Here is an 18,210-nt window from a genome sequence, read left to right as displayed (position 1 = left end):
ATTGCCATGGTCCGCAGCCTCCTGATGAATCAGGCGGTCCTGCTCCTCAATGCAGGCATGTTGGGGCTYGGAACGTTGATGACGGCCATTCTCGGCTTCGTCTACTGGTGGTTCGCGGCGCGTTCCTTCTCGGCCGAGGCTGTTGGGCTCGCCGCCGCCGCCATATCGTTGATGAACCTCCTCGCGAATCTCGGGGAAGTCGGTCTCGGACCCTTCCTGATGGGCGAGATAGGCCGCCAGAAAAGAGCAGGCCCTTTTTTGACGGGCGCGCTCCTTGCCTCGTTCAGCGCCTCTATCGTGGTGGGGCTGATCTATCTTGCTATCGCAGCCTGGACATCGACGCAGCTTGGCTCGATCGTCGGCTCCTCCGCGACCGATCTCTTCTTCGTTGCTGCTTGCGCTCTGACGGCCGTGACCCTCGTGCTCGACCAGGCCCTGGTCGGCCTTCTGCGCAGCGGCCTTCAACTGGCCCGAAACGTCGTCTTCGCCGCCAGCAAGCTTCTTCTACTGATCGCTCTCGGCCTGACACTTGGCCGCGCAAGCAGCGAATTGGCGATCTTCACCACCTGGTTTACCGGGCAGCTTGTCTCACTGGTCGTCGTGGCCGGGCTACTTGTTTATACCGGTGGGCGCGTTTTCCACCGGCCGGACATCCACGCCTTCCGCCCGGCGCTCGGACAGGTTTTAGGTCATCATGCGCTCAGCATGGCTGTTCAGGCGCCGGCGCTGCTGCTGCCCTTCGTCGTCACGGTGATGCTGTCCGCTGAGATCAACGCCGCCTTCTATGCCGCATGGACGGTGCTGAACGTCGCGCTTCTAGTCCCTGCGTCACTCGCTTCGGTGTTGTTTGCCATCGCTGTGCGGGAGCCGGAGCTGTTTCCCGCGCGCCTGCGCCTGTCGCTCGGCTTGTCGATGCTGGTTTGCGCGGCGACCGCCTTGGCGTTCCTGTTCCTGTCGCGCTTCATGCTCTGGATATTCAATCCGGCCTATGCTGTGATTGCAGGAAATAGTCTCCAGTTTCTTGGCTTTGCCGCTTTCGGAATGGCGTCCAAGTATCATTATCTCGCGGTTCAACGTGTCCGGCGGCGCCTGGGTTTTGCCACGCTCGTTCTGATCGGCGGTGCGGTGCTGGAGATCGTGGCCGCTGCCGCCGGTGCGCAATTCGGGATTGCAGGCACAGCCAACTTCTGGGTCATTGCTGTTTCGCTGGAAGGCCTCCTTCTGTGCCCGGCATTGTATTGGGCTGCGCGGCGCATTGCGACGCCATCCACCACCGCGCCATCAGCGGCTGCCGGTGTCTCGAAATATGGCAATTCCCTCGACCAGACCGACCAAATCGGAATTGCGTCACGGGCTTGAAAGGGAGTTCTTCGCATGAGGCCTATTCAACGCTTCCGGAATTTCGCTGTCGGCGCTGCGGCGCTGGTGCTTTTTTGGTCTGCTCAGGTCGGTTCTACTGCCGCGCAGTCATCTGGGCAGCAATCTTTCGTCACGACGAAAGGGGAGGGCTTCCTGCTGGACGGCAAACCATTTCGCGTGGCCGGCGTAAACAACCATTATCTGACATTTGGCTCGCCAGGCGAAGTCACCCGCGTGTTGGACGATGCCACGGCAATGGGTGCCAATGTGGTGCGCACCTTCCTCCAACCGGTAATAGGGTCGCTGGACGGCCGGGTGCCGACGATCTGGAACTCAAAAAGCACGTCCGATTCCAGCAATCTGGGTACCAAGGGCATCTATATGATGAGTTGGGATCCGACAACCAAACGGATGGTTCCCAACGATGGACCTGACGGCCTGCAAAAGGTCGATTACCTCATCGCGGAAGCGGCGAAGCGCAGACTTAAGCTGATTCTCGCATTCGTCGATTTCTGGGCCTATACGGGCGGTGCCCAACAGATGAACGCCTGGTACGGGAGTTCGGACAAATACACCTTTTTTGCCGCTGATCCGCGAACCCGACGCGATTACAAGGAATGGATTCGGCATGTTTTGTCGCGCGTCAACACGATTACTGGTGTCCGCTATTCCGATGACCCCACCATATTTGCCTGGGACCTGGCCAACGAACCTGACATTCATCCCAAACCGCTCCTTCACGACTGGGTGTCGGAAATGTCAGCCTATGTCAAAACCCTGGCACCGAAACAGCTCGTAACGACGGGCCATGGGAACATGGATCAGAAGCTGTCGGATATGAACATTCCGAGCGTCGATTTCGGCACATGGCATGGCTACCCATCCTACGTCAAAATCAGCCATTCCGATTTCGATGCTCGCATTCGCGAATACTGCGAGATCGGACGAAATATCGGGAAACCGGTGATCCTGGAGGAATTTGGAGTTCCGCGATCCGATCCCGATCAGGCAAATGCCTATCAAACTTGGCTGAACACGATCGCCACGTCGGATTGCGGAGGCTGGGTGGTTTGGCGGCTTGTCAGCACACAGGACTCAGGCCTCTATCCCCAGGACGACTACGACAAATTCGACATTCATAACGATGGAGGCCCTGCTTGGCAGGCTCTGCGCGCCGCCGCCCTCAAGTTTCAATAATCAGGGCTCGCTCGAAGGCGGAAACCGATTTCAAGAAGACAATATGCGTGACACGAAGATCGGAAGCGCTCCTGCGGACCGGAACGGTTGCGCGTTCTTTCCCCTGGAGCAGGATGATTTAGGCCGGTCGGCCTGAAATCTGAATCCGGTTTTTATGGAGCATGATGTCTTCCGAATACTGCGGGCACTTTTCGGCATCATGCTCCGGGGGCTTTCCACCCTCCACAATCGTCGCATACCGATAGACGAGTGATAGCGATCTCGACACGCCAGAGTATTGACCTAAATGCTTTCATATTTTGTTGCGATCTAAACTGGCTTTCCAGCTTCGCCAAATATTCGCGGTCTATCCAGGATATCGGGGACAAGCCGGAGATTTTCGAAGGTCAGCATTCGTTAATATGAATAATGCGGACGGCTCGCACGCAGAAGCGGTATCGTATAATGAAACCTCATCGGGCTACCCCGATTCGAAATAGGGATTGCGGCAGTGAACTCTTCACGCTTTCTTCAATCAATCGTCGAAGCCGAATCCCATGATACACGCTTGAATTTCGCCCGCGCCGCGATTTTCCAGCTTTATAGTGCTTGCCTGCCAACCGGTTCGGCGCCGGCTCAGTTTTCAGTCAAACTCTCTTTATCTGAAGAAGACGCGGTCACGCTTGTCGTGCGGCCGTTCGTCAATAAGGTCGAAGCCCTTGGCGGGCTTGTGAAATCCCTGTTTTCGACAAACGCGGAGACCGTACTGAGAGCCCTGCCGTGCAGGGTGGAGGATAAGGTCGGATCCGGCATTGGATTGATACTTTTCGTCGACGATGAGCCGATGATTACCATCGGATCTCTTGCAGATGATAGCGGACTGTTTCTTCGCCAAATCGAGCCTGCATCCAGGAATACGTCCGGGGTTGCCACAATCGGTACCGTGGTAGGCCAACGACTTGCCAGTGTGGTTCCTATTCCGACAGGATCTCTCCATCTGCGCAAACCGAAATAACGGACGCTGACCGATCAAGGGATCAGCAGGATACTGCCGGCCGAGCGTCCGGATTCCATCTCTTCGTGCGCCTTGGCAACATCGGCCAAACGATATTCGGCACCGATCTGCGAAACGATCCCCGCTTCCATCGCCCCGACTGCAGCGAGAGCAGCCTCGCGATATTGTCCGACGTCAGCGCACCAGGCCATGATGCTCGGATGGCAGAGCGCCTTGCCCGGTCGAAGTTCCTCGACAGGCACCGGTGGAATAGCACCGGCGGCCTGACCGATGGTGACAGCCATGCCGAATGGGCGGACAGAACGAATGCTTTTGAGAAGCGTGTCGCCGCCTATCCCGTCATAGGCGACGTCGACGCCAAGCCCGTTCGTGAGCCGCTTCACGTCCGTGACGATATCGGCGCCTCGTCCAACAATGAGGTGATCGGCGCCATAAGATGCGGCGAGTGCGGCCTTTTCGGAAGAGCCGACCGTCCCGATCACGGTGGCATCGAGCGACCTGGCCCAACGCACGAGGATGCTGCCAAGCCCACCGGCGGCCGCATGGATCAGAACCTGAGTGCCTGCACGCACATTATAGGTCTTTTTCAACAGCATGTAGGCGGTCATGCCTTTGAGCAGCGAACTCGCTGCCGTCTTTGCTGAAACGGCATCCGGAAGCTTGATCGCCCTTTCAGCGGCAATATTCCTCGTGGAGCGATAGGCTCCAACCGGAGGCCCGGCATAGGCAACGCGGTCACCTTTTTGGAACAGGGAGACGCCAGGACCGACATCCTCGACGACGCCCGCCGCCTCGGCACCGATCACCGCGGGGTAGGAGGGCATGGGGTAGATGCCCTTTCGATGATAGACATCGAGAAAGTTGGTTCCGATCGCCTGATGACGGATTTTTATCTCGCCATCACCGGGAGGCTCACAATGGTGATGCTCGACATGGAACTGGGTGATGTCACCAGGGGCGTTCAGCCATATGATTTGGTCGGTCATCTCGTGCTCCTTCATGGGCACAAATTAAGCGATGGTGTGATGTGTGAAAATTCCCTATTACTACACAATGATTGGGAGAGAATTCACAAAGATCGACTGGGACGACCTTCGGCATTTCCTGGCGCTCGCGCAGTCCGGAACATTGCTTGGTGCCGCAAAGCAGCTCGGCGTCGAACACGCGACGATCAGTCGGCGGGTCTCGTCGCTTGAAGCCAGCCTGGGACGCAAGCTGGTCGACCGCCGCGGACGGCGCATCATGTTAACCGCGGACGGAGAGCAGGTTGCCAGGCATGCAGCTCTCGTCGCCGCGCAGACTGCGGCAATCGAGCAGCTTGGTCGCAGCAGCGCCACGGAATTGCGTGGCCATGTGAGGATCAGCGCGCCTCCCGCTCTCTCAAGCGTGCTCCTGGCAAAGCCGATCGCGGCCGTCAGGCGAGACCATCCCGGTGTTCAGATCACGCTTGTCGGAGAAAAGCGCCTCGCGTCCCTGAACAGACGAGAGGCGGATATCGCCGTGCGAATGTCGCGTCCCGAGGACGGCGATTACGCCATCGTCAAGCTCGGCGAGACAAGCTTCCATCTCTACGCATCAAAGACCTATCTCGAAACGGTTCCACCGCCGGACTGGACCTTCATCGGTTACGACGAAACCATGAACGCCTCGCCGCAACAATTGCGGCTGATCGAACTGGCGGCCGGCCGGCCGATCGCCGTGAGGTCGTCCGTTCTGGAGTTTCAGGCCGCAACCGCAAGCCTTGGCGCAGGTGTCGTCATGCTCCCCGATTTCGCTGTCCTGGAGTCCAGCGGTCTCCAGCGCATTGAGAACGAATATGCTTTGACAAGAGAGATCTGGCTGGTTGTCCATTCTGATATCAAAGACGTCCCCTCCGTCCGCGTCGTCGTCGATGCGCTGAAAAACGCTCTCGGGAAGTAGTGTGTTCAGTCCGGAAGCAACGGTGTTGTCAGCGATCAATGGTCTGCGCGAAAGGGTTGTCTAGCAGGCAGCGAAAGAGCTTCCGCTGCCGATGATCCAAAGTCCGCTTCAGGCCGAAAGCCCGCGTCGATTCATTCCAATTGGCGGATTGGATGGCTCTGAAAGTGCTCTACCGTTTCGTCAAGCTGCACCCAATGATGTTTCGATTGTTCGTAGACTGATATGGCGGGTGGCGCGAAGGTCGGGTCGGAAAGGGAACCGACTGCCACCCCGATCCAGGACGGCGCAGCATCGGCCTTCCAATAGACGGTCGAGCCGCACGTTGGGCAAAAATGCATTCGGACCTTGCGACCGCTCTCGGCGGTACGAATGAATTCTGTAGACGTTCCGGATATTTCGACACAACCCATCGAGTAGAAAGCATTTGCGCTGAATGGCGCACCGGTTCTGCGCTGGCAGGCCAAACAGTGGCAGAGAACTGTCAATTGTGGCGGCTCGCTGAGTATCAGTCTCAGAGCGCCGCAGGCGCATTGGGCATTGGCCATGGAAACTCCTCCCGCTTGCACGGTGAAATTACGTTGAATGGAGGGGTGAAATGCGGGCCCGAACCGCAAATGGTTAGGGTGGGCGACGCGAACGGGCTGAGACCTGATATAATTTCAGGCTAACAGAAGCTCAAATCTAGATCGCGGAAATGCCGAAGTCTAGAGGAAAGCCATCTGACCGCTTCGGGCCGGAGCGGATGTGGAGCCCTGATCGCAAAGTCTCAGGTTCTGACCAGTCCTGTAGCCAGCGGGTTTGGTGATCCCGCATTTCGGTGAGGGGCCAGTCTTGCTGGCCCCCTTATCCTTTATCCCTTGTCAGATATCGCTTGCAGCGCTCGATCAGAGGTCGGCCGCTTCGGCGGCCGTCGTGCGCCGCACCGGCAAGGCCGACTTGTGGCGGGTCGTCCAGCGAGTTTTCGTTGTTAATGTACGACTTGGGAAGCTACCGACATCAATTCCTCGGAGTTCGGTGCCTTGAATGTCTGCAGCCCAGCCTCCAGAACTTCAGTGAAGCTCCAGCGTACGATGCCCTCCCGGTCGATGAGGAACTGACCGACAAGCTGCCCGTGGTCGGCAGCCATCATCTGCTGATCGGCTTCCGTAATCTGATATCCTTCCTTCTCGTTGATAAATTCGTCCATTGCCATCACGCCCATAGGCTCGGGCAACTCGCCCGGAAGATCGATCCGTATCGCCATGACAGTGTCGATCCCGACCTCGCGTAAGCCGAAGGCTTGGTGCGAAGCCCGTACCGGGTCGGAAGCAGCAAGAAGATCGGGTATCGGATGGTAACGGAAATAGAGCCGCGCGCGTTCGACCGGGGTGTTGACCACCGCCAGGGATTGGACGCCTTTCTCACGCAGCATCGGGTTGAGATATGCCATTGCCGCGACATGGCGCCGGCAGAACGGACAATGCAGGCCTCGAAACAAACCTATCAACAACGGGCTGCGGCCGCGAAAATCATCAAGGGCGATCTTCCCCTCGCGAGAGATCGCATCAAACACAACGTTCGGGACCCGGTCGCCCGGTTGTAGCGGATGGTCGACAAAGTGCGTGGACATGGACAACCTCCTCGCTCGGGGATCAGTCGAGAAAAGGCGCCACGTGCTTCGAGGTCGAGATTGAGCGTTGCAAGGCCTGACCTCTCGTCTTACCGCACCGCCAGGATCCGATCTAAGAATGGCCCCACATTGGCCTGCGGGCAAGCGTTAAACAGCGAATCGTGAATTGAAAAAGTCCGGTTTCTGCAAACTCTGGTTTTTTTGGCGGCCGTAGAGGCGGACACAGAAAATTGAGCGGGGGGACCTGCCAATTTCGCGTTCAAGCAGCGTGGGGCCGCGTAGCGGAAAGCCCCTATCGCAAAGTCTCAGGTTCTGATCGGTTCTTTGCCGCTCGACAGGGAATCCGCCGGCCCTGCAGGCAGCGGATTCGGCCTCGGTGAGGGGCCAGACTTGCTGGCCCCTTATCCCTGATCAGATATCGCTTGCAGCGCTCGACCAGAGGTCGGCCGCTTCGGCTGCCGTCATGCGCCGCACCTCGGCCTCATGGCTGCGGCTAGCGAAGAGTTCGCTTGCCATGATCTGCTCGGCAAGATCGGCCGGAAGCGAGAGGATGACGCGGGCTTCGCCATTGTGGAGGCCGCCGAGTTCGGTGCGCTTGCCGGTGACCATGCCGCCGGCAACCGTGTTGTTGGTCTCCGGATCGATCAGGATGAAGGAGCCGGAAAGCCGGTTCTGCTCATAGGGGTCGAAGATCGCCGCTTCGTCGAAGACGAGCCGGACTTTGCCGATGGCATTCATGTAGAGCCGCTGGGCGGCGTTCCAGGTGCCGGTCTTCAGTTCCAGCTGGCTGAGCGGCTGCACCTGCACGCGCTGGCGGCGGCTGCCGCTCTTCAGCCAGTAGCGCTTACCGGGCTCGATACCCTCAGGCTGCAGCGCGACGATCTGCGCGTCGAAGGCAAGGCCGACCTGCGGCTGGGCGTCGATCGAGACGATCATGTCGCCGCGCGCAACGTCCACCTGGCGGTCGAGCACCAGCGTGATCGCGTCGCCGGCAACGGCCGCATTGCGGACGAGATCGAAGGTGACGATCTTGGAGACATTGGCGACCATGCCCGACGGCAGGATCATGACGCTGTCGCCCGGCTTGACCGAGCCGCCGGCAACCGTGCCCTGATAACCGCGGAAGCTTTCGCCGGGACGCGAGACGCGCTGGACCGAAAGGCGGAAACCGACCGTCTGCGACGAGCGCACGGTGGCAAGCTCCAGTGTCTCCACGAGCGTTGGGCCGCTGTACCAGGGCATGGCGGCCTGGCCGGAATAGACGACGTTTTCGCCCTTCAGCGCCGACATCGGAATGGCGGTGATCTGCTTGACTCCGAGCGACAGGGCAAATTCCCGGAAGTCATGGCTGATCTTGTCGAAGCCGGCGCGGTCGTAGCCCGTGAGGTCGATCTTGTTGACCGCAAGCACGAACTGCTTGATCCCGAGCAGCGAGGCGATCGTCGCGTGACGGCGCGTCTGCTCGAGAATGCCGAAGCGCGCATCGACCAGCAGGATGGCGAGATCGGCGGTCGAGGCACCGGTCGCCATGTTGCGGGTATATTGCTCGTGGCCAGGCGTGTCGGCGACGATGAAGGAGCGCTTGTCGGTCGAGAAATAGCGATAGGCGACATCGATGGTGATGCCCTGTTCGCGCTCGGCCTGCAGGCCGTCGAGCAGCAATGCGAAGTCGGGCAGGCCGAGATCGTTCTGCTTGCCGGTGGAATCGCGCTGCAGGGTGGCGGCCTGGTCTTCCTTGACGGCCTTGGTGTCCCAGAGCAGGCGGCCGATCAAGGTCGACTTGCCGTCATCGACGCTGCCGCAGGTAATCAGGCGCAGCGGGCGCGAGTCGCGCAGAGCTTTCTGCTGCTCGGCGGCAGGCAGGCTGACGACGGTGGCGGCCGAGACGGCGGTTTGGGCTGCGGTCATCTCAGAAATATCCTTCACGCTTCTTCTTTTCCATGGAGCCGGACTGGTCGCGATCGATGGCGCGGCCCTGGCGTTCGGACACCGTTGCAATTTCGAGTTCGGCAATCACCTCTTCGAGGGTGGTGGCCTGTGAGCGGATGGCGCCGGTCAGCGGGAAGTCGCCGAGGGTGCGGAAACGGATCATGCCTTCCTGGCGGACCTCACCGGGCAGCAGTTCCAGACGTGGGTCCTCGGCGAGGATCATCATGCCGTCGCGCTCCACGAAGGGCCGCTTCTTGGCGTAGTAAAGCGGCACCAGCGGAATGTCTTCGGCCTGGATGTAGCGCCAGATGTCGACCTCAGTCCAGTTCGACAGCGGGAAGGCGCGCACGCTCTCGCCCTTGCGGATCATGCCGTTGTAGATGTTCCAGAGTTCGGGCCGCTGGTTGCGCGGATCCCAGCGATGATCCGGCGTGCGGAAGGAATAGATGCGCTCCTTGGCGCGGCTGGCTTCCTCGTCGCGCCGCGCGCCGCCGAAAGCGGCATCGAACTGGCCGGCATCGAGCGCTTGACGCAGGCCTTCGGTCTTCATGATGTCGGTGAAAGCAGCCGATCCATGCGTAAACGGCGTGATGTTTTCGGCCTTGCCGCGCGGATTGATGTGCTCGATCAGATCGAGATCATACTTCTTCGCGGTCTCGTCGCGGAAGGCGATCATCTCGGAAAACTTCCAGCCGGTATTCACATGCAGCAGCGGGAAGGGCACGCGGCCGGGATAGAAGGCCTTGCGCGCCAGATGCAGCAACACCGAGGAGTCCTTGCCGATCGAATAGAGCATGACGGGACGCTCGAATTCGGCCGCAACCTCGCGGAAGATGTGAATGGATTCGTTTTCCAGCGCTTTCAGATGCGGGTCGAGCGGCGCCTTGGCGCTCTGCGGATTGCTGAGTTCCGTATCCGGACGGCTATCGGGCATGTTTTACTCCAGGCTATCGGTCGTTTACGGCTCGCCGCAAAACAATTCCTTGATGTTGGCTTTCCCCGGGAACGGTGGCTTTCCCCGGGAATGTTGGCTTTCCCAAGGCTGCGGTGGTCGCCGCGCCCCGATTGGGAAAGCCGTGAGGTGATTTACTGTGCGGCGATCGCTGCGGCCTCTTCGGCGACGTGCAGGCCGCATTCGCGCGTTTCGTCCTGCTCCCACCACCAGCGGCCGGCGCGTTCCGGCTCACCGGGCTTGATCGCCCGGGTGCAGGGCTCGCAGCCGATCGAAGGATAACCGCGCTGGTGCAGCGGATTGACCGGCACGCCATTTGCGGAAACGAAGGCCTTGATCGCCTCCAGGTCCCAGTCGGCGAGCGGATTGACCTTCAGCAGGTGGCGCTCGGCGTCGTATTCGGCAAAGGGCGTTTCGGCGCGATTGGCCGATTGGCCGCGGCGCAGGCCGGTGATCCAGATCGCAGCACCTTCGAGCGCCCGTGCAAGCGGCTTCAGCTTGCGCACGCCGCAACAGGCATGCCGGGCTTCGACACTCTCGTAGAAACCGTTGAGGCCGTATTGCGCCGCATAGGCGTCGATATCGGCCTTCTCGGGCTCGTAACGATGAATGCGAATGTCGTACTGGCTTTCGGTCTCTTCGATCAGTGCCAGCGTTTCGGCAAACAGCCGGCCGGTCTGCAGCGTGGCGACATCGATCGGCAGGCGGTGCGTGCCGATCTCGGCGGTGATCACCTGGTCCTCGATGCCGAGTGACGTTGTGAACACCACGCGGCCGCCGAGGCCTGAGACCAACGACAGACGTCCGGCAAGGTCGATGCCTGCCAGTCTGTCATTCAGCGCCTTGGCTTCCGCAATCGGTCCTTCTTCCRCAATCGGCCCGTCTTCCGCAATCGGATTGATAGCAGTCATGAGAATCCTGTCCTTTGTTGACCGGAGTATCGCAGTTCACACAGGGATCGGACAGAAAAAGGGATTTCGAAAGCTGCGGCCGGAAGAGCAAATATCTCTCCGAAGCTGCCGCGATGCAGAAAAGCAGCCGCCTGCGGATGAAAATCCACATCGGCAGCTCGAATGTCTATAGAAATAGTAGAGTTACACGCAGCCTGTCAATCCGAAATCTGAAGTGATGCCGAAAATGGTGCAGAAGGCGCAGTTTTGGCATAGATTAAGAGAGCTTGGCCGAGAGCAAAAAACAAGGCCAAAACGCTTGTCTCTCAAGGCTTTCTCCGGCGCGTTCAAATTCCGTTCATGCTGGTTGTGCCATAGAGGTGAAAGTACTTCCGTAGCAGTGCGGAAATTCGCACTGCCTGTGTGTGTCGATGGTCAAAAATGATTACGCAAAAGGCGAAATATGCGCTGCGGGCGCTCACGGTCTTGGCTGATGCCGATGCCGACGAACCGGTGATGATTTCCGATATCGCGGCGCAGCAGAAGATCCCGAAGAAGTTCCTCGAACAGATCCTGCTCGACCTGAAACATCACGGCGTCGTCGCCAGCCGCCGCGGCAAGCAGGGCGGTTATCTCCTCCTCAAGCCCGCCCACACCATCACCTTCGGCGAGATCCTGCGCATCATCGACGGCCCGATCGCCCCGCTTCCATGCCTCTCGATCACCGCCTACCGCCGGTGCGACGATTGCGACGGCGAACAGAACTGCCAGATCCGCCACGTCTTCGCCAAGGTGGCGGACGCCACCCGCAAGGTGCTGTTCTCGACGACCATCGCCGATGCCGTCGCCCCAGCGCACAGCGCCGAAGTCACCCGTCTGCTGGCCTGAGCATCAGGGTGAACTGACGCCCGCATCTTTCTTCAAGATTTGGTGAAATCCCTCTTCTTCCGGCTCTTATGCTCCACCTGCCCGTCAATACGGGTAGGGAGGACATCATGTCTATAATTTCAGCACAGCGGCTAGAGCAATTCCAGCAAAAGTGCTCAGCGGTTTTGCGTCCGGAATTGCGTGAAAACAAAGAGATAGAGCATTGCCGTGGTGCGAAGAAAAACGGAAATACTCTAGTGGCTGCGGCCATGCTTTCTGTGGCTTTCGCCACCGGCGCAATGGCCCATCACGGCTGGTCCTGGGCAGAGGCGGATCAGATCGAGCTTCGCGGCACCATCGAGAAAATCTCCATGGGCGGGCCGCATCCGACCCTTAACGTCGCGACCGCCAATGACGGCGTCTGGCTCGTCGAGCTCGGCAATCCGCGCCAGACGGAACGCTCCGGCTTCGTCGAAGGTGTCGCCAAGCCCGGCGACCAGGTGGTGGCCCTTGGAAACCGTTCGCAGGATCCAAAGGAGAAGCGGATGAAGGCGGTGCGCCTCACCATCGGCGAGAAGCGCTACGATATCTATCCCGATCGCATCAAGACGAACTGACCTCTGGGCGAACCGGGCTGTGATCGACATTCTCGAATGGCTGTCAGCCACGGCACCTGCGGCCGCGCTCCGGCGCTCCGCAACACTCTACATGTTCGTCAACGCAGCCCATATCCTGGCGATCGGTCTTCTCATCGGCGCCATCCTGCCGCTTGATCTCAAGCTCGCCGGCTTCTTCCGCAAGCTGCCTGTTGAAGTCGTTGCCCCGTTTCTCTCCCGCTCCGCCGGCGTCGGCCTTGCCGCGGCTATTCTAACCGGCTTCTGTCTCTTCAGCGTCCGGGCGGTCGAATATGCCGCCAATCCCGCCTTCCTCGCCAAGCTCGGGCTGATTGCCTTCGGAATACTCAACGTGCTGGTGGTGCACGCTGGACAGGGTTGGCGAACGGCAACCACGGTCGGCATTCTTCGCCCTGCCATAAGAGTTTCGGCGGCTCTGTCGGCGGCGACATGGATCGCCGCACTTGTGGCGGGACGCTGGATCGGATTTCTCTGATGGGGTCGCTCCCGATTTTCTCAACCGTGGCGCATATGAATTGCGTCAGGTGGAGGGGAGTTGAATATAACACGATGATCCATCACATTGCGTTGCAATTGCAACGCATGAGGAACGTCATGAAAACGGCATCTCTCCCGTCCCTTCGCGTGGATCCTGAATTGCGCGCTGCCGCCGAAAGCGTTCTCAAAGAAGGCGAGAGCTTGTCGTCGCTGATAGAGGACTCTCTTCGCCGCCAGATCGATTATAGAAAGACCCAAGCGGAGTTCATCGCGCGGGGTCTGGCCGGCTTGGCGGACGCAGAGCGGACCGGTGTGTTTTATACAACGGACGACATTCAGGAGTTGATGCGCAAAAAGCTTGAAAAGGCGAAAGCCCGTAAAGCCGCGCAGCAGAAGTGACCTTCGAGCTAAAGTATACCCAGACCTTCTATGAAGATCTGGATCGGCTCGCCGATTTCCTGATCGAACGTGATCCGGATTTGGCGGAACGTGCCATCAACGCCATCCCAAAAGCTCTGATGATACTTCAGGATTTCCCGCTAATGGCCAGACGCGCCTCTGCGGATGATCCCTTGCTGCGCGAGCTCGTCGTACCATTCGGTTCCGCCGGATATGTCATTCTTTTCAAAGTGATGAGCGAAACGAGCGTCATTGTCCTCGCCGTCCGTCACCACCGCGAAGAAGACTACCACTGACTATCTGTCGCTCACCGCCGCGCGCGGGTTGACCCAGGGTTCCTGGTTCGAGCGCGCCAGCGGCTGTTTGCCGAGGATATGGTCGGCCGCCTTCTCTCCGGTCATGATCGACGGTCCGTTCAGGTTGCCGTAGGTGACGTGCGGGAAGATCGAGCTGTCGGCGACACGCAGGCCATCGACGCCGATCACCCGCGTTTGCGGGTCGACCACCGCCATCGGATCGTCCTTGGCGCCCATCCGGCAGGTGCCGCAAGGGTGATAGGCGCTTTCCAGATGTTCGCGCAGGAAGGCGTCGATCTCCTCGTCGCTTTGCACGCCTTCGCCCGGCTGGATCTCCGGTCCGCGATAGTCGTTGAAGGCGCTCTGGCCGAAGATCTCGCGGGTGAGGCGCACGCAGTGGCGGAACTTCTCCCAATCCTCGGCATGGCTCATATAGTTGAAGCGCAGGACCGGATCGGCCTTGGGATCGGCCGAACGCAGCGTCACGCTGCCGCGCGATTTCGACAGGTTGTAGCCGACATGAACCTGGAAGCCGTGGCTCTTCGCCGCCGCCTTGCCGTCATAGCTGATCGCCACCGGCAGGAAATGGTATTGGATGTCGGGCTGCTTCAGCCCCGGCGCCGAGCGCAGGAAGGCGCAGGCCTCGAACTGGTTGGAGGCGCCGAGCCCGCCGCGCGAGAGCAGCCATTGTGCGCCGGCCACGCCCTGCCAGAACCACGGCAGCCAGGAATAGAGCGACACCGGCTTGGTGCTCACCTGCTGGAAGTAGAATTCCATATGGTCCTGCAGATTGGCGCCGACGCCCGGCCGGTCGGCCTTCACCGTAATGCCCATGTCGTTCAGATGTTGGCCGGGGCCGATGCCGGAGAGCATCAAGAGCTTCGGCGAGTTGAAGGAGGAGGCCGAGACGATCACTTCGCGGTTCGCCTTCACCACCTCCACTTTGCCGTTGCGTTCGATCTCGACGCCTGTGGCACGTCCGTCCTCGATCACGATCTTGCGGGCGAAGCCATAGACGATCCCGACATTTTGCCGCTTCAGCGCCGGCTTCAGATAGGCATTGGCGGCAGACCAGCGGCGGCCGCCGAAGATGGTCTGTTCCATCAGCCCGAAGCCTTCCTGCTTGCTGCCGTTATAATCCTCCGTCGTCTCGAAGCCCGCCTGTTTGCCGGCCTCGACGAAGGCGCGGAAGAGCGGATTGGTGAAGCCGCCACGCTGGACATGCAGCGGCCCATTGGTGCCGCGCCAGCCTTCTTCGCCGCCATGCGAATGCTCCATCCGCTTGTAATAGGGAAGCACGTCGGCATAGGCCCAGCCGCTGGCGCCGAGCTCCTCCCAGCGGTTGAAGTCCTCGGCATGACCGCGCACATAGACCATTCCGTTGATCGACGAGGAGCCGCCGATCACCTTGCCGCGCGGCGCGGTGATGCGCCGGTTATTGAGGTTCGCCTCCGGCTCGGACAGATAACCCCAGTTATATCGCTTCATGCTCATCGGCCAGGCAAGCGCTGCCGGCATCTGGATGAACGGCCCAAAATCGCTGCCGCCCGCCTCGATGACGATGACACTGTTCTTGCCGTCTTCCGACAGACGGTAGGCGAGGGCGGAGCCGGCGGAGCCCGAGCCGATGATGACGAAATCTGCTTGCATAGTCTTGTCTTTCCTAGAGCCTGCCCCTCATCCGGCTGCCGCCACCTTCTCCCCGCTCGCGGGGAGAAGGGATATGCCGCACCGTTTCGGCATTCTTAAGCGCCCCGTATGCCACGTCCCCTCTCCCCGCGAGCGGGGAGAGGGTTAGGGTGAGGGGCACCAGATGTTCTTCAATAAGGCGCCACCACCGGCCCCATGCCCACGTAAACCGTCTTCAGCTCGGAATAATGCTCCAGCGCGGCCAGCGAATTCTCGCGGCCGAAGCCGGATTGTTTCGAGCCGCCGAAGGGGATTTCCACCGGGCAGAGATTATAGGTGTTGATCCAGAGCGTGCCCGCCTCCAGCCGGTCGACGACGCGGTGGGCGCGGGTGAGGTCGGCGGTGAAGACGCCGCCGGAAAGGCCGAATTCGCTGGCATTGGCCCGCGCGATCACCTCGTCCTCATCGTCGAAATCGAGCACCGACATGACCGGCCCGAAGATCTCCTCGCGGGCGATGCTCATGTCGTCGGTGACGTCGGCAAACACCGTCGGCTGCACATAATAACCTTCGCCGGAGACGTTGTTCGGAATGCCGCCGCCGGCAATCAGCGTCGCGCCCTCGGCCTTGCCCTTCTCGATGTAGGAGATCACCTTCTCGCGCTGCGCCCAGGAGACCATCGGGCCCACCTGCGTCGCCTCGTCCATCGGATCGCCGATCAGCATCGCCTCGGTGCGGACCTTCAGCCGCTTCAGGAATTCGGCCTTAACAGCCTTCTGCACGAAGACGCGTGTGCCGTTCGAGCAGACTTGGCCGGTCGAATAGAAATTGCCGAGCATCGCGCCCCCGACCGCCGAATCGAGATCGGCGTCGTCGAAGACAACAAGCGGCGACTTGCCGCCGAGTTCCATCGTCACATGCTTGAGGTTGCCGGCGGCCGCCGCCGCCACCCTGCGGCCGGTCGGCACCGAGCCGGTCAGCGACACCTTGGCGACATCGGGATGGTTGACGAGCAGCGGCCCGGTGTCGCGGTCGCCCTGGATCACATTGAAGAGCCCCTTCGGCAGTCCCGCCTCGTGCAGGATCTCGGCGATCTTCAGCGCCCCGAGCGGCGTGTTCTCGGACGGTTTGAACACCATGGCATTGCCGCAGACAAGTGCCGGCGCAGCTTTCCAGCAGGCGATCTGCTGCGGATAGTTCCAGGCGCCGATGCCGACGCAGACGCCGAGCGGCACCCGCTTGGTATAGGCAAAGTCCTGGCCGAGCGGGATCTGCGAACCGTTGAGACCGGCCGGCGCAATGCCGCCGAAGAATTCGAAGGCATCGGCACCCGAGGTCGGGTCAGCGACAACAGTCTCCTGGATCGGCTTGCCGGTGTCGAGCGTCTCGAGTTCGGAAAGCGCCCGGTTTCTCTCGCGCATGATGTCGGCTGCCCGCTTCAGGATGCGCCCGCGCGCCATCGGGCTCATCGCCGCCCATTCCGGCTGGGCGCGCTTGGCCGCCGCGATCGCCCGTTCAACGATCGCGGGCGTTGCGGCATGCAGCCGGGCGATCACCTCGCCGGTCGCGGGATAGAGGCTCTCGATGACGGTGCCGTCGGTATCCTCGACATATTCGCCGTCGATGAAGTGCGAGGCTTTCGGCTGGGCTTTCATGTCATTTGTCCTTGGGTGGTTCGATGTGGTCGTCCCTTCTCGCTCCGGGGAGAGGGGGAGGCGGTGGCCAAAAGCGCATTCAGATAATCTTCCGTCAGCGCGATCGAGGCTTCAATGCCGATCGGCGCGGATTTCAGACTTTGCCTGATATAAAGCCCGTCGATCATCGCCGCAGCGCCTTCGGCGATGCGTTCTGCGGCGTCAGTTGGCAACAGCGCCTTGAGGTCGGCCAGCAGATTGGAGCGCAGCCGCCGCGCATAGATCACAAGAAAGCGTCGCGTCTCTTCCGAGCGCTGCGCTTCGGCGTAAAAGGCAAGCCAGGCGGCAATTGTCTCCGGCGCGAACTGGTCGGCGTGGAAGCTGACGCGGATGATGGCGGAAAGCCGCGCCCGCGGCGTCCTGGCGGCCTTAAGTGCCGCCACCGTATCGCTGCGCAGTTGTCGGAGAAGCGAGCGGATCGTCTCGATCAGCAATTGTTCCTTGCTGCCGAAATAATGATGCGCCAGGGCTGGCGACACGCCGGCCTGCCGGGCGATATCGGACATGGTGACGGCAAGCGAGCCGTGATCGCCGATCACCCGCAGCGCTGCATCAACAAGCGCCTTGCGGCGCACCGGCTCCATTCCGACTTTCGGCAACAAACCACTCCTTGAAATCAGCGGCAGGTTATTTTTGATTGACTGATCAATCAATAAAAATCTTTCGCGATTTGACTGGGCGCGGATCTTTCCCTGTCAAATTGCTGCAACATATTCAGAATCTCAGGAGGTGCATCATGACCGATGTCTTCGAGGGAACGCCGACATCTTCGCTACAGTCGAAATGGATCTGGTTTGCCGGCCTCGGCGTGTTGTTGCTCGTCTGCGGTCTGATCGCGCTCGGCAATCTGATGCTCGCCACCGTCGTTTCGGTCTATTATGTCGGCATGCTGATGCTGTTCGGCGGGGTGATCTATCTCGTCCATGCCTTCCAGGTGCGCGGCTGGGATCATGTGCTGTTCTGGATACTGAGCGGCCTGCTCTATGTGCTTGCCGGCATCTGCGCTTTCGTCAATCCGATCCTGACCTCGGCGGCGTTGACGCTGTTTCTCTCGCTCGCACTGGTCATCGCCGGCGTCTTCCGCACCTGGGTCGGCATGCGCATGAAGCCCACCAAGGGCTGGCGTTGGATCGTCGCAAGTGGCGTCATCACCGCTCTTGCCGGTTTCGTCATCGCGCTCGGCTGGCCGGTGAACAGCCTGTGGATCCTCGGCCTGTTCCTCGCCGCCGATCTCATCGTCCAGGGCTCGACAATGATTGCCTTCAGCCTCGGCATCCGCAGTCGAAACTGATGCCGCTGACCGTTCTTTTTTGACAAGACTATGACAGGGGATTAGACTTAACGGGTTACAGACCGGTCCTAA

Annotated in this window: 19 protein-coding genes; 10 read left to right on the top strand and 9 right to left on the bottom strand. The window is 60.2% G+C overall.

What is annotated here, in order from left to right; translation table 11 throughout:
• From AC1D1Z_RS17100 to AC1D1Z_RS17090, 3 genes are all read left to right on the top strand, one after another.
• Window positions 1–1,359 (top strand): polysaccharide biosynthesis protein (locus AC1D1Z_RS17100; RefSeq protein ID WP_477851328.1); only part of this gene is annotated, 1,359 nt, incomplete at its 5' end.
• A gap of 15 nt (window positions 1,360–1,374) precedes the next feature.
• Complete coding sequence (locus tag AC1D1Z_RS17095; RefSeq protein WP_222283884.1) at window positions 1,375–2,556, top strand: glycoside hydrolase 5 family protein; 1,182 nt, start codon at window positions 1,375–1,377, stop codon at window positions 2,554–2,556.
• A gap of 490 nt (window positions 2,557–3,046) precedes the next feature.
• On the top strand, window positions 3,047–3,550 hold the full coding sequence (locus AC1D1Z_RS17090) for a hypothetical protein (protein WP_020572948.1): 504 nt from the start codon (window positions 3,047–3,049) through the stop codon (window positions 3,548–3,550).
• A 14-nt stretch (window positions 3,551–3,564) separates the two neighbouring features.
• Here the strand turns inward: AC1D1Z_RS17090 and AC1D1Z_RS17085 are convergent, their stop codons facing one another.
• A complete protein-coding gene (locus AC1D1Z_RS17085) occupies window positions 3,565–4,536 on the bottom strand; it encodes a quinone oxidoreductase family protein (RefSeq protein WP_222283885.1) in 972 nt (323 codons plus the stop codon).
• Window positions 4,537–4,603: 67 nt separating this feature from the next.
• Here AC1D1Z_RS17085 and AC1D1Z_RS17080 point away from each other — a divergent pair, with 67 nt between their 5' ends.
• Entirely contained in the window at window positions 4,604–5,470 is an 867-nt protein-coding gene (locus AC1D1Z_RS17080) for a LysR family transcriptional regulator (RefSeq protein WP_334545146.1), read from the top strand.
• A 131-nt stretch (window positions 5,471–5,601) separates the two neighbouring features.
• On the opposite strand, the gene AC1D1Z_RS17075 is transcribed toward AC1D1Z_RS17080, so the two are convergent.
• From AC1D1Z_RS17075 to AC1D1Z_RS17055, 5 genes are all read right to left on the bottom strand, one after another.
• Window positions 5,602–6,015 carry a GFA family protein gene (locus AC1D1Z_RS17075; protein WP_222283887.1) on the bottom strand — a complete coding sequence of 138 codons (414 nt, stop codon included), beginning with the start codon at window positions 6,013–6,015 and terminating at the stop codon, window positions 5,602–5,604.
• Between the two features lie 422 nt (window positions 6,016–6,437).
• Complete coding sequence (locus AC1D1Z_RS17070) at window positions 6,438–7,079, bottom strand: peroxiredoxin-like family protein (RefSeq protein WP_222283888.1); 642 nt, start codon at window positions 7,077–7,079, stop codon at window positions 6,438–6,440.
• Window positions 7,080–7,490: 411 nt separating this feature from the next.
• Window positions 7,491–8,987 (bottom strand): sulfate adenylyltransferase subunit CysN, encoded by a 1,497-nt coding sequence (cysN, locus tag AC1D1Z_RS17065; RefSeq protein ID WP_028734142.1) that lies wholly within the window; start codon window positions 8,985–8,987, stop codon window positions 7,491–7,493.
• Window position 8,988: 1 nt separating this feature from the next.
• Entirely contained in the window at window positions 8,989–9,942 is a 954-nt protein-coding gene (gene cysD / locus AC1D1Z_RS17060; protein WP_003546395.1) for a sulfate adenylyltransferase subunit CysD, read from the bottom strand.
• A gap of 152 nt (window positions 9,943–10,094) precedes the next feature.
• On the bottom strand, window positions 10,095–10,871 hold the full coding sequence (locus tag AC1D1Z_RS17055) for a phosphoadenylyl-sulfate reductase (protein ID WP_477851323.1): 777 nt from the start codon (window positions 10,869–10,871) through the stop codon (window positions 10,095–10,097).
• A 420-nt stretch (window positions 10,872–11,291) separates the two neighbouring features.
• On the opposite strand from AC1D1Z_RS17055, the gene AC1D1Z_RS17050 reads away from it, so the two are divergent.
• The 5 genes from AC1D1Z_RS17050 (at window position 11,292) to AC1D1Z_RS17030 (ending at window position 13,524) form a co-directional block, all read left to right on the top strand.
• Window positions 11,292–11,738, top strand: coding sequence for an RrF2 family transcriptional regulator (locus AC1D1Z_RS17050; RefSeq protein ID WP_018241150.1), 447 nt, complete (start codon window positions 11,292–11,294; stop codon window positions 11,736–11,738).
• A gap of 248 nt (window positions 11,739–11,986) precedes the next feature.
• Entirely contained in the window at window positions 11,987–12,334 is a 348-nt protein-coding gene (locus AC1D1Z_RS17045; RefSeq protein WP_050565096.1) for a DUF6152 family protein, read from the top strand.
• Window positions 12,335–12,353: 19 nt separating this feature from the next.
• Window positions 12,354–12,827, top strand: coding sequence for a DUF6644 family protein (locus tag AC1D1Z_RS17040; RefSeq protein WP_439007359.1), 474 nt, complete (start codon window positions 12,354–12,356; stop codon window positions 12,825–12,827).
• A gap of 119 nt (window positions 12,828–12,946) precedes the next feature.
• The gene (locus tag AC1D1Z_RS17035) at window positions 12,947–13,228 is read left to right on the top strand and encodes a YlcI/YnfO family protein (protein WP_003546405.1); all 282 of its coding nucleotides are present in this window, start codon (window positions 12,947–12,949) and stop codon (window positions 13,226–13,228) included.
• A complete protein-coding gene (locus tag AC1D1Z_RS17030; RefSeq protein WP_439007360.1) occupies window positions 13,225–13,524 on the top strand; it encodes a type II toxin-antitoxin system RelE/ParE family toxin in 300 nt (99 codons plus the stop codon). Before AC1D1Z_RS17035 ends, AC1D1Z_RS17030 begins: the two co-directional genes overlap by 4 nt.
• Here the strand turns inward: AC1D1Z_RS17030 and betA are convergent, their stop codons facing one another.
• The 3 genes from betA to betI all read right to left on the bottom strand — a co-directional run bounded on the left by betA (window position 13,525) and on the right by betI (window position 17,431).
• The gene (gene betA / locus AC1D1Z_RS17025; RefSeq protein ID WP_439007361.1) at window positions 13,525–15,174 is read right to left on the bottom strand and encodes a choline dehydrogenase; all 1,650 of its coding nucleotides are present in this window, start codon (window positions 15,172–15,174) and stop codon (window positions 13,525–13,527) included. It lies immediately after the preceding gene.
• A 170-nt stretch (window positions 15,175–15,344) separates the two neighbouring features.
• Complete coding sequence (gene betB, locus AC1D1Z_RS17020; RefSeq protein WP_018241156.1) at window positions 15,345–16,808, bottom strand: betaine-aldehyde dehydrogenase; 1,464 nt, start codon at window positions 16,806–16,808, stop codon at window positions 15,345–15,347.
• Complete coding sequence (gene betI / locus AC1D1Z_RS17015; RefSeq protein WP_210068065.1) at window positions 16,805–17,431, bottom strand: transcriptional regulator BetI; 627 nt, start codon at window positions 17,429–17,431, stop codon at window positions 16,805–16,807. The genes betB and betI overlap by 4 nt, the downstream gene beginning before the upstream one ends.
• Before the next feature lie 152 nt (window positions 17,432–17,583).
• Between betI and AC1D1Z_RS17010 the strand changes: the two genes are divergently transcribed.
• A complete protein-coding gene (locus AC1D1Z_RS17010; protein WP_018449469.1) occupies window positions 17,584–18,138 on the top strand; it encodes an HdeD family acid-resistance protein in 555 nt (184 codons plus the stop codon).
• Window positions 18,139–18,210: the final 72 nt, after the last annotated feature.

This window comes from Rhizobium sp. P1_E1 (genome assembly GCF_056406015.1).
Note: the sequence above shows the minus strand (reverse complement) of the source record. Positions and strands in the feature narration are given on the sequence as shown.

Bases quoted from the DNA above. Each gene is read 5' to 3' on its own strand.
- AC1D1Z_RS17095 (WP_222283884.1), top strand. From the start codon at position 1,375: ATGAGGCCTATTCAACGCTTCCGGAATTTCGCTGTCGGCGCTGCGGCG.
- AC1D1Z_RS17085 (WP_222283885.1), bottom strand. From the start codon at position 4,536: ATGACCGACCAAATCATATGGCTGAACGCCCCTGGTGACATCACCCAG.
- AC1D1Z_RS17080 (WP_334545146.1), top strand. From the start codon at position 4,604: ATGATTGGGAGAGAATTCACAAAGATCGACTGGGACGACCTTCGGCAT.
- AC1D1Z_RS17075 (WP_222283887.1), bottom strand. From the start codon at position 6,015: ATGGCCAATGCCCAATGCGCCTGCGGCGCTCTGAGACTGATACTCAGC.
- AC1D1Z_RS17070 (WP_222283888.1), bottom strand. From the start codon at position 7,079: ATGTCCACGCACTTTGTCGACCATCCGCTACAACCGGGCGACCGGGTC.
- cysN (WP_028734142.1), bottom strand. From the start codon at position 8,987: ATGACCGCAGCCCAAACCGCCGTCTCGGCCGCCACCGTCGTCAGCCTG.
- cysD (WP_003546395.1), bottom strand. From the start codon at position 9,942: ATGCCCGATAGCCGTCCGGATACGGAACTCAGCAATCCGCAGAGCGCC.
- AC1D1Z_RS17050 (WP_018241150.1), top strand. From the start codon at position 11,292: ATGATTACGCAAAAGGCGAAATATGCGCTGCGGGCGCTCACGGTCTTG.
- AC1D1Z_RS17045 (WP_050565096.1), top strand. From the start codon at position 11,987: ATGCTTTCTGTGGCTTTCGCCACCGGCGCAATGGCCCATCACGGCTGG.
- AC1D1Z_RS17035 (WP_003546405.1), top strand. From the start codon at position 12,947: ATGAAAACGGCATCTCTCCCGTCCCTTCGCGTGGATCCTGAATTGCGC.
- betA (WP_439007361.1), bottom strand. From the start codon at position 15,174: ATGCAAGCAGATTTCGTCATCATCGGCTCGGGCTCCGCCGGCTCCGCC.
- betB (WP_018241156.1), bottom strand. From the start codon at position 16,808: ATGAAAGCCCAGCCGAAAGCCTCGCACTTCATCGACGGCGAATATGTC.
- betI (WP_210068065.1), bottom strand. From the start codon at position 17,431: ATGGAGCCGGTGCGCCGCAAGGCGCTTGTTGATGCAGCGCTGCGGGTG.
- AC1D1Z_RS17010 (WP_018449469.1), top strand. From the start codon at position 17,584: ATGACCGATGTCTTCGAGGGAACGCCGACATCTTCGCTACAGTCGAAA.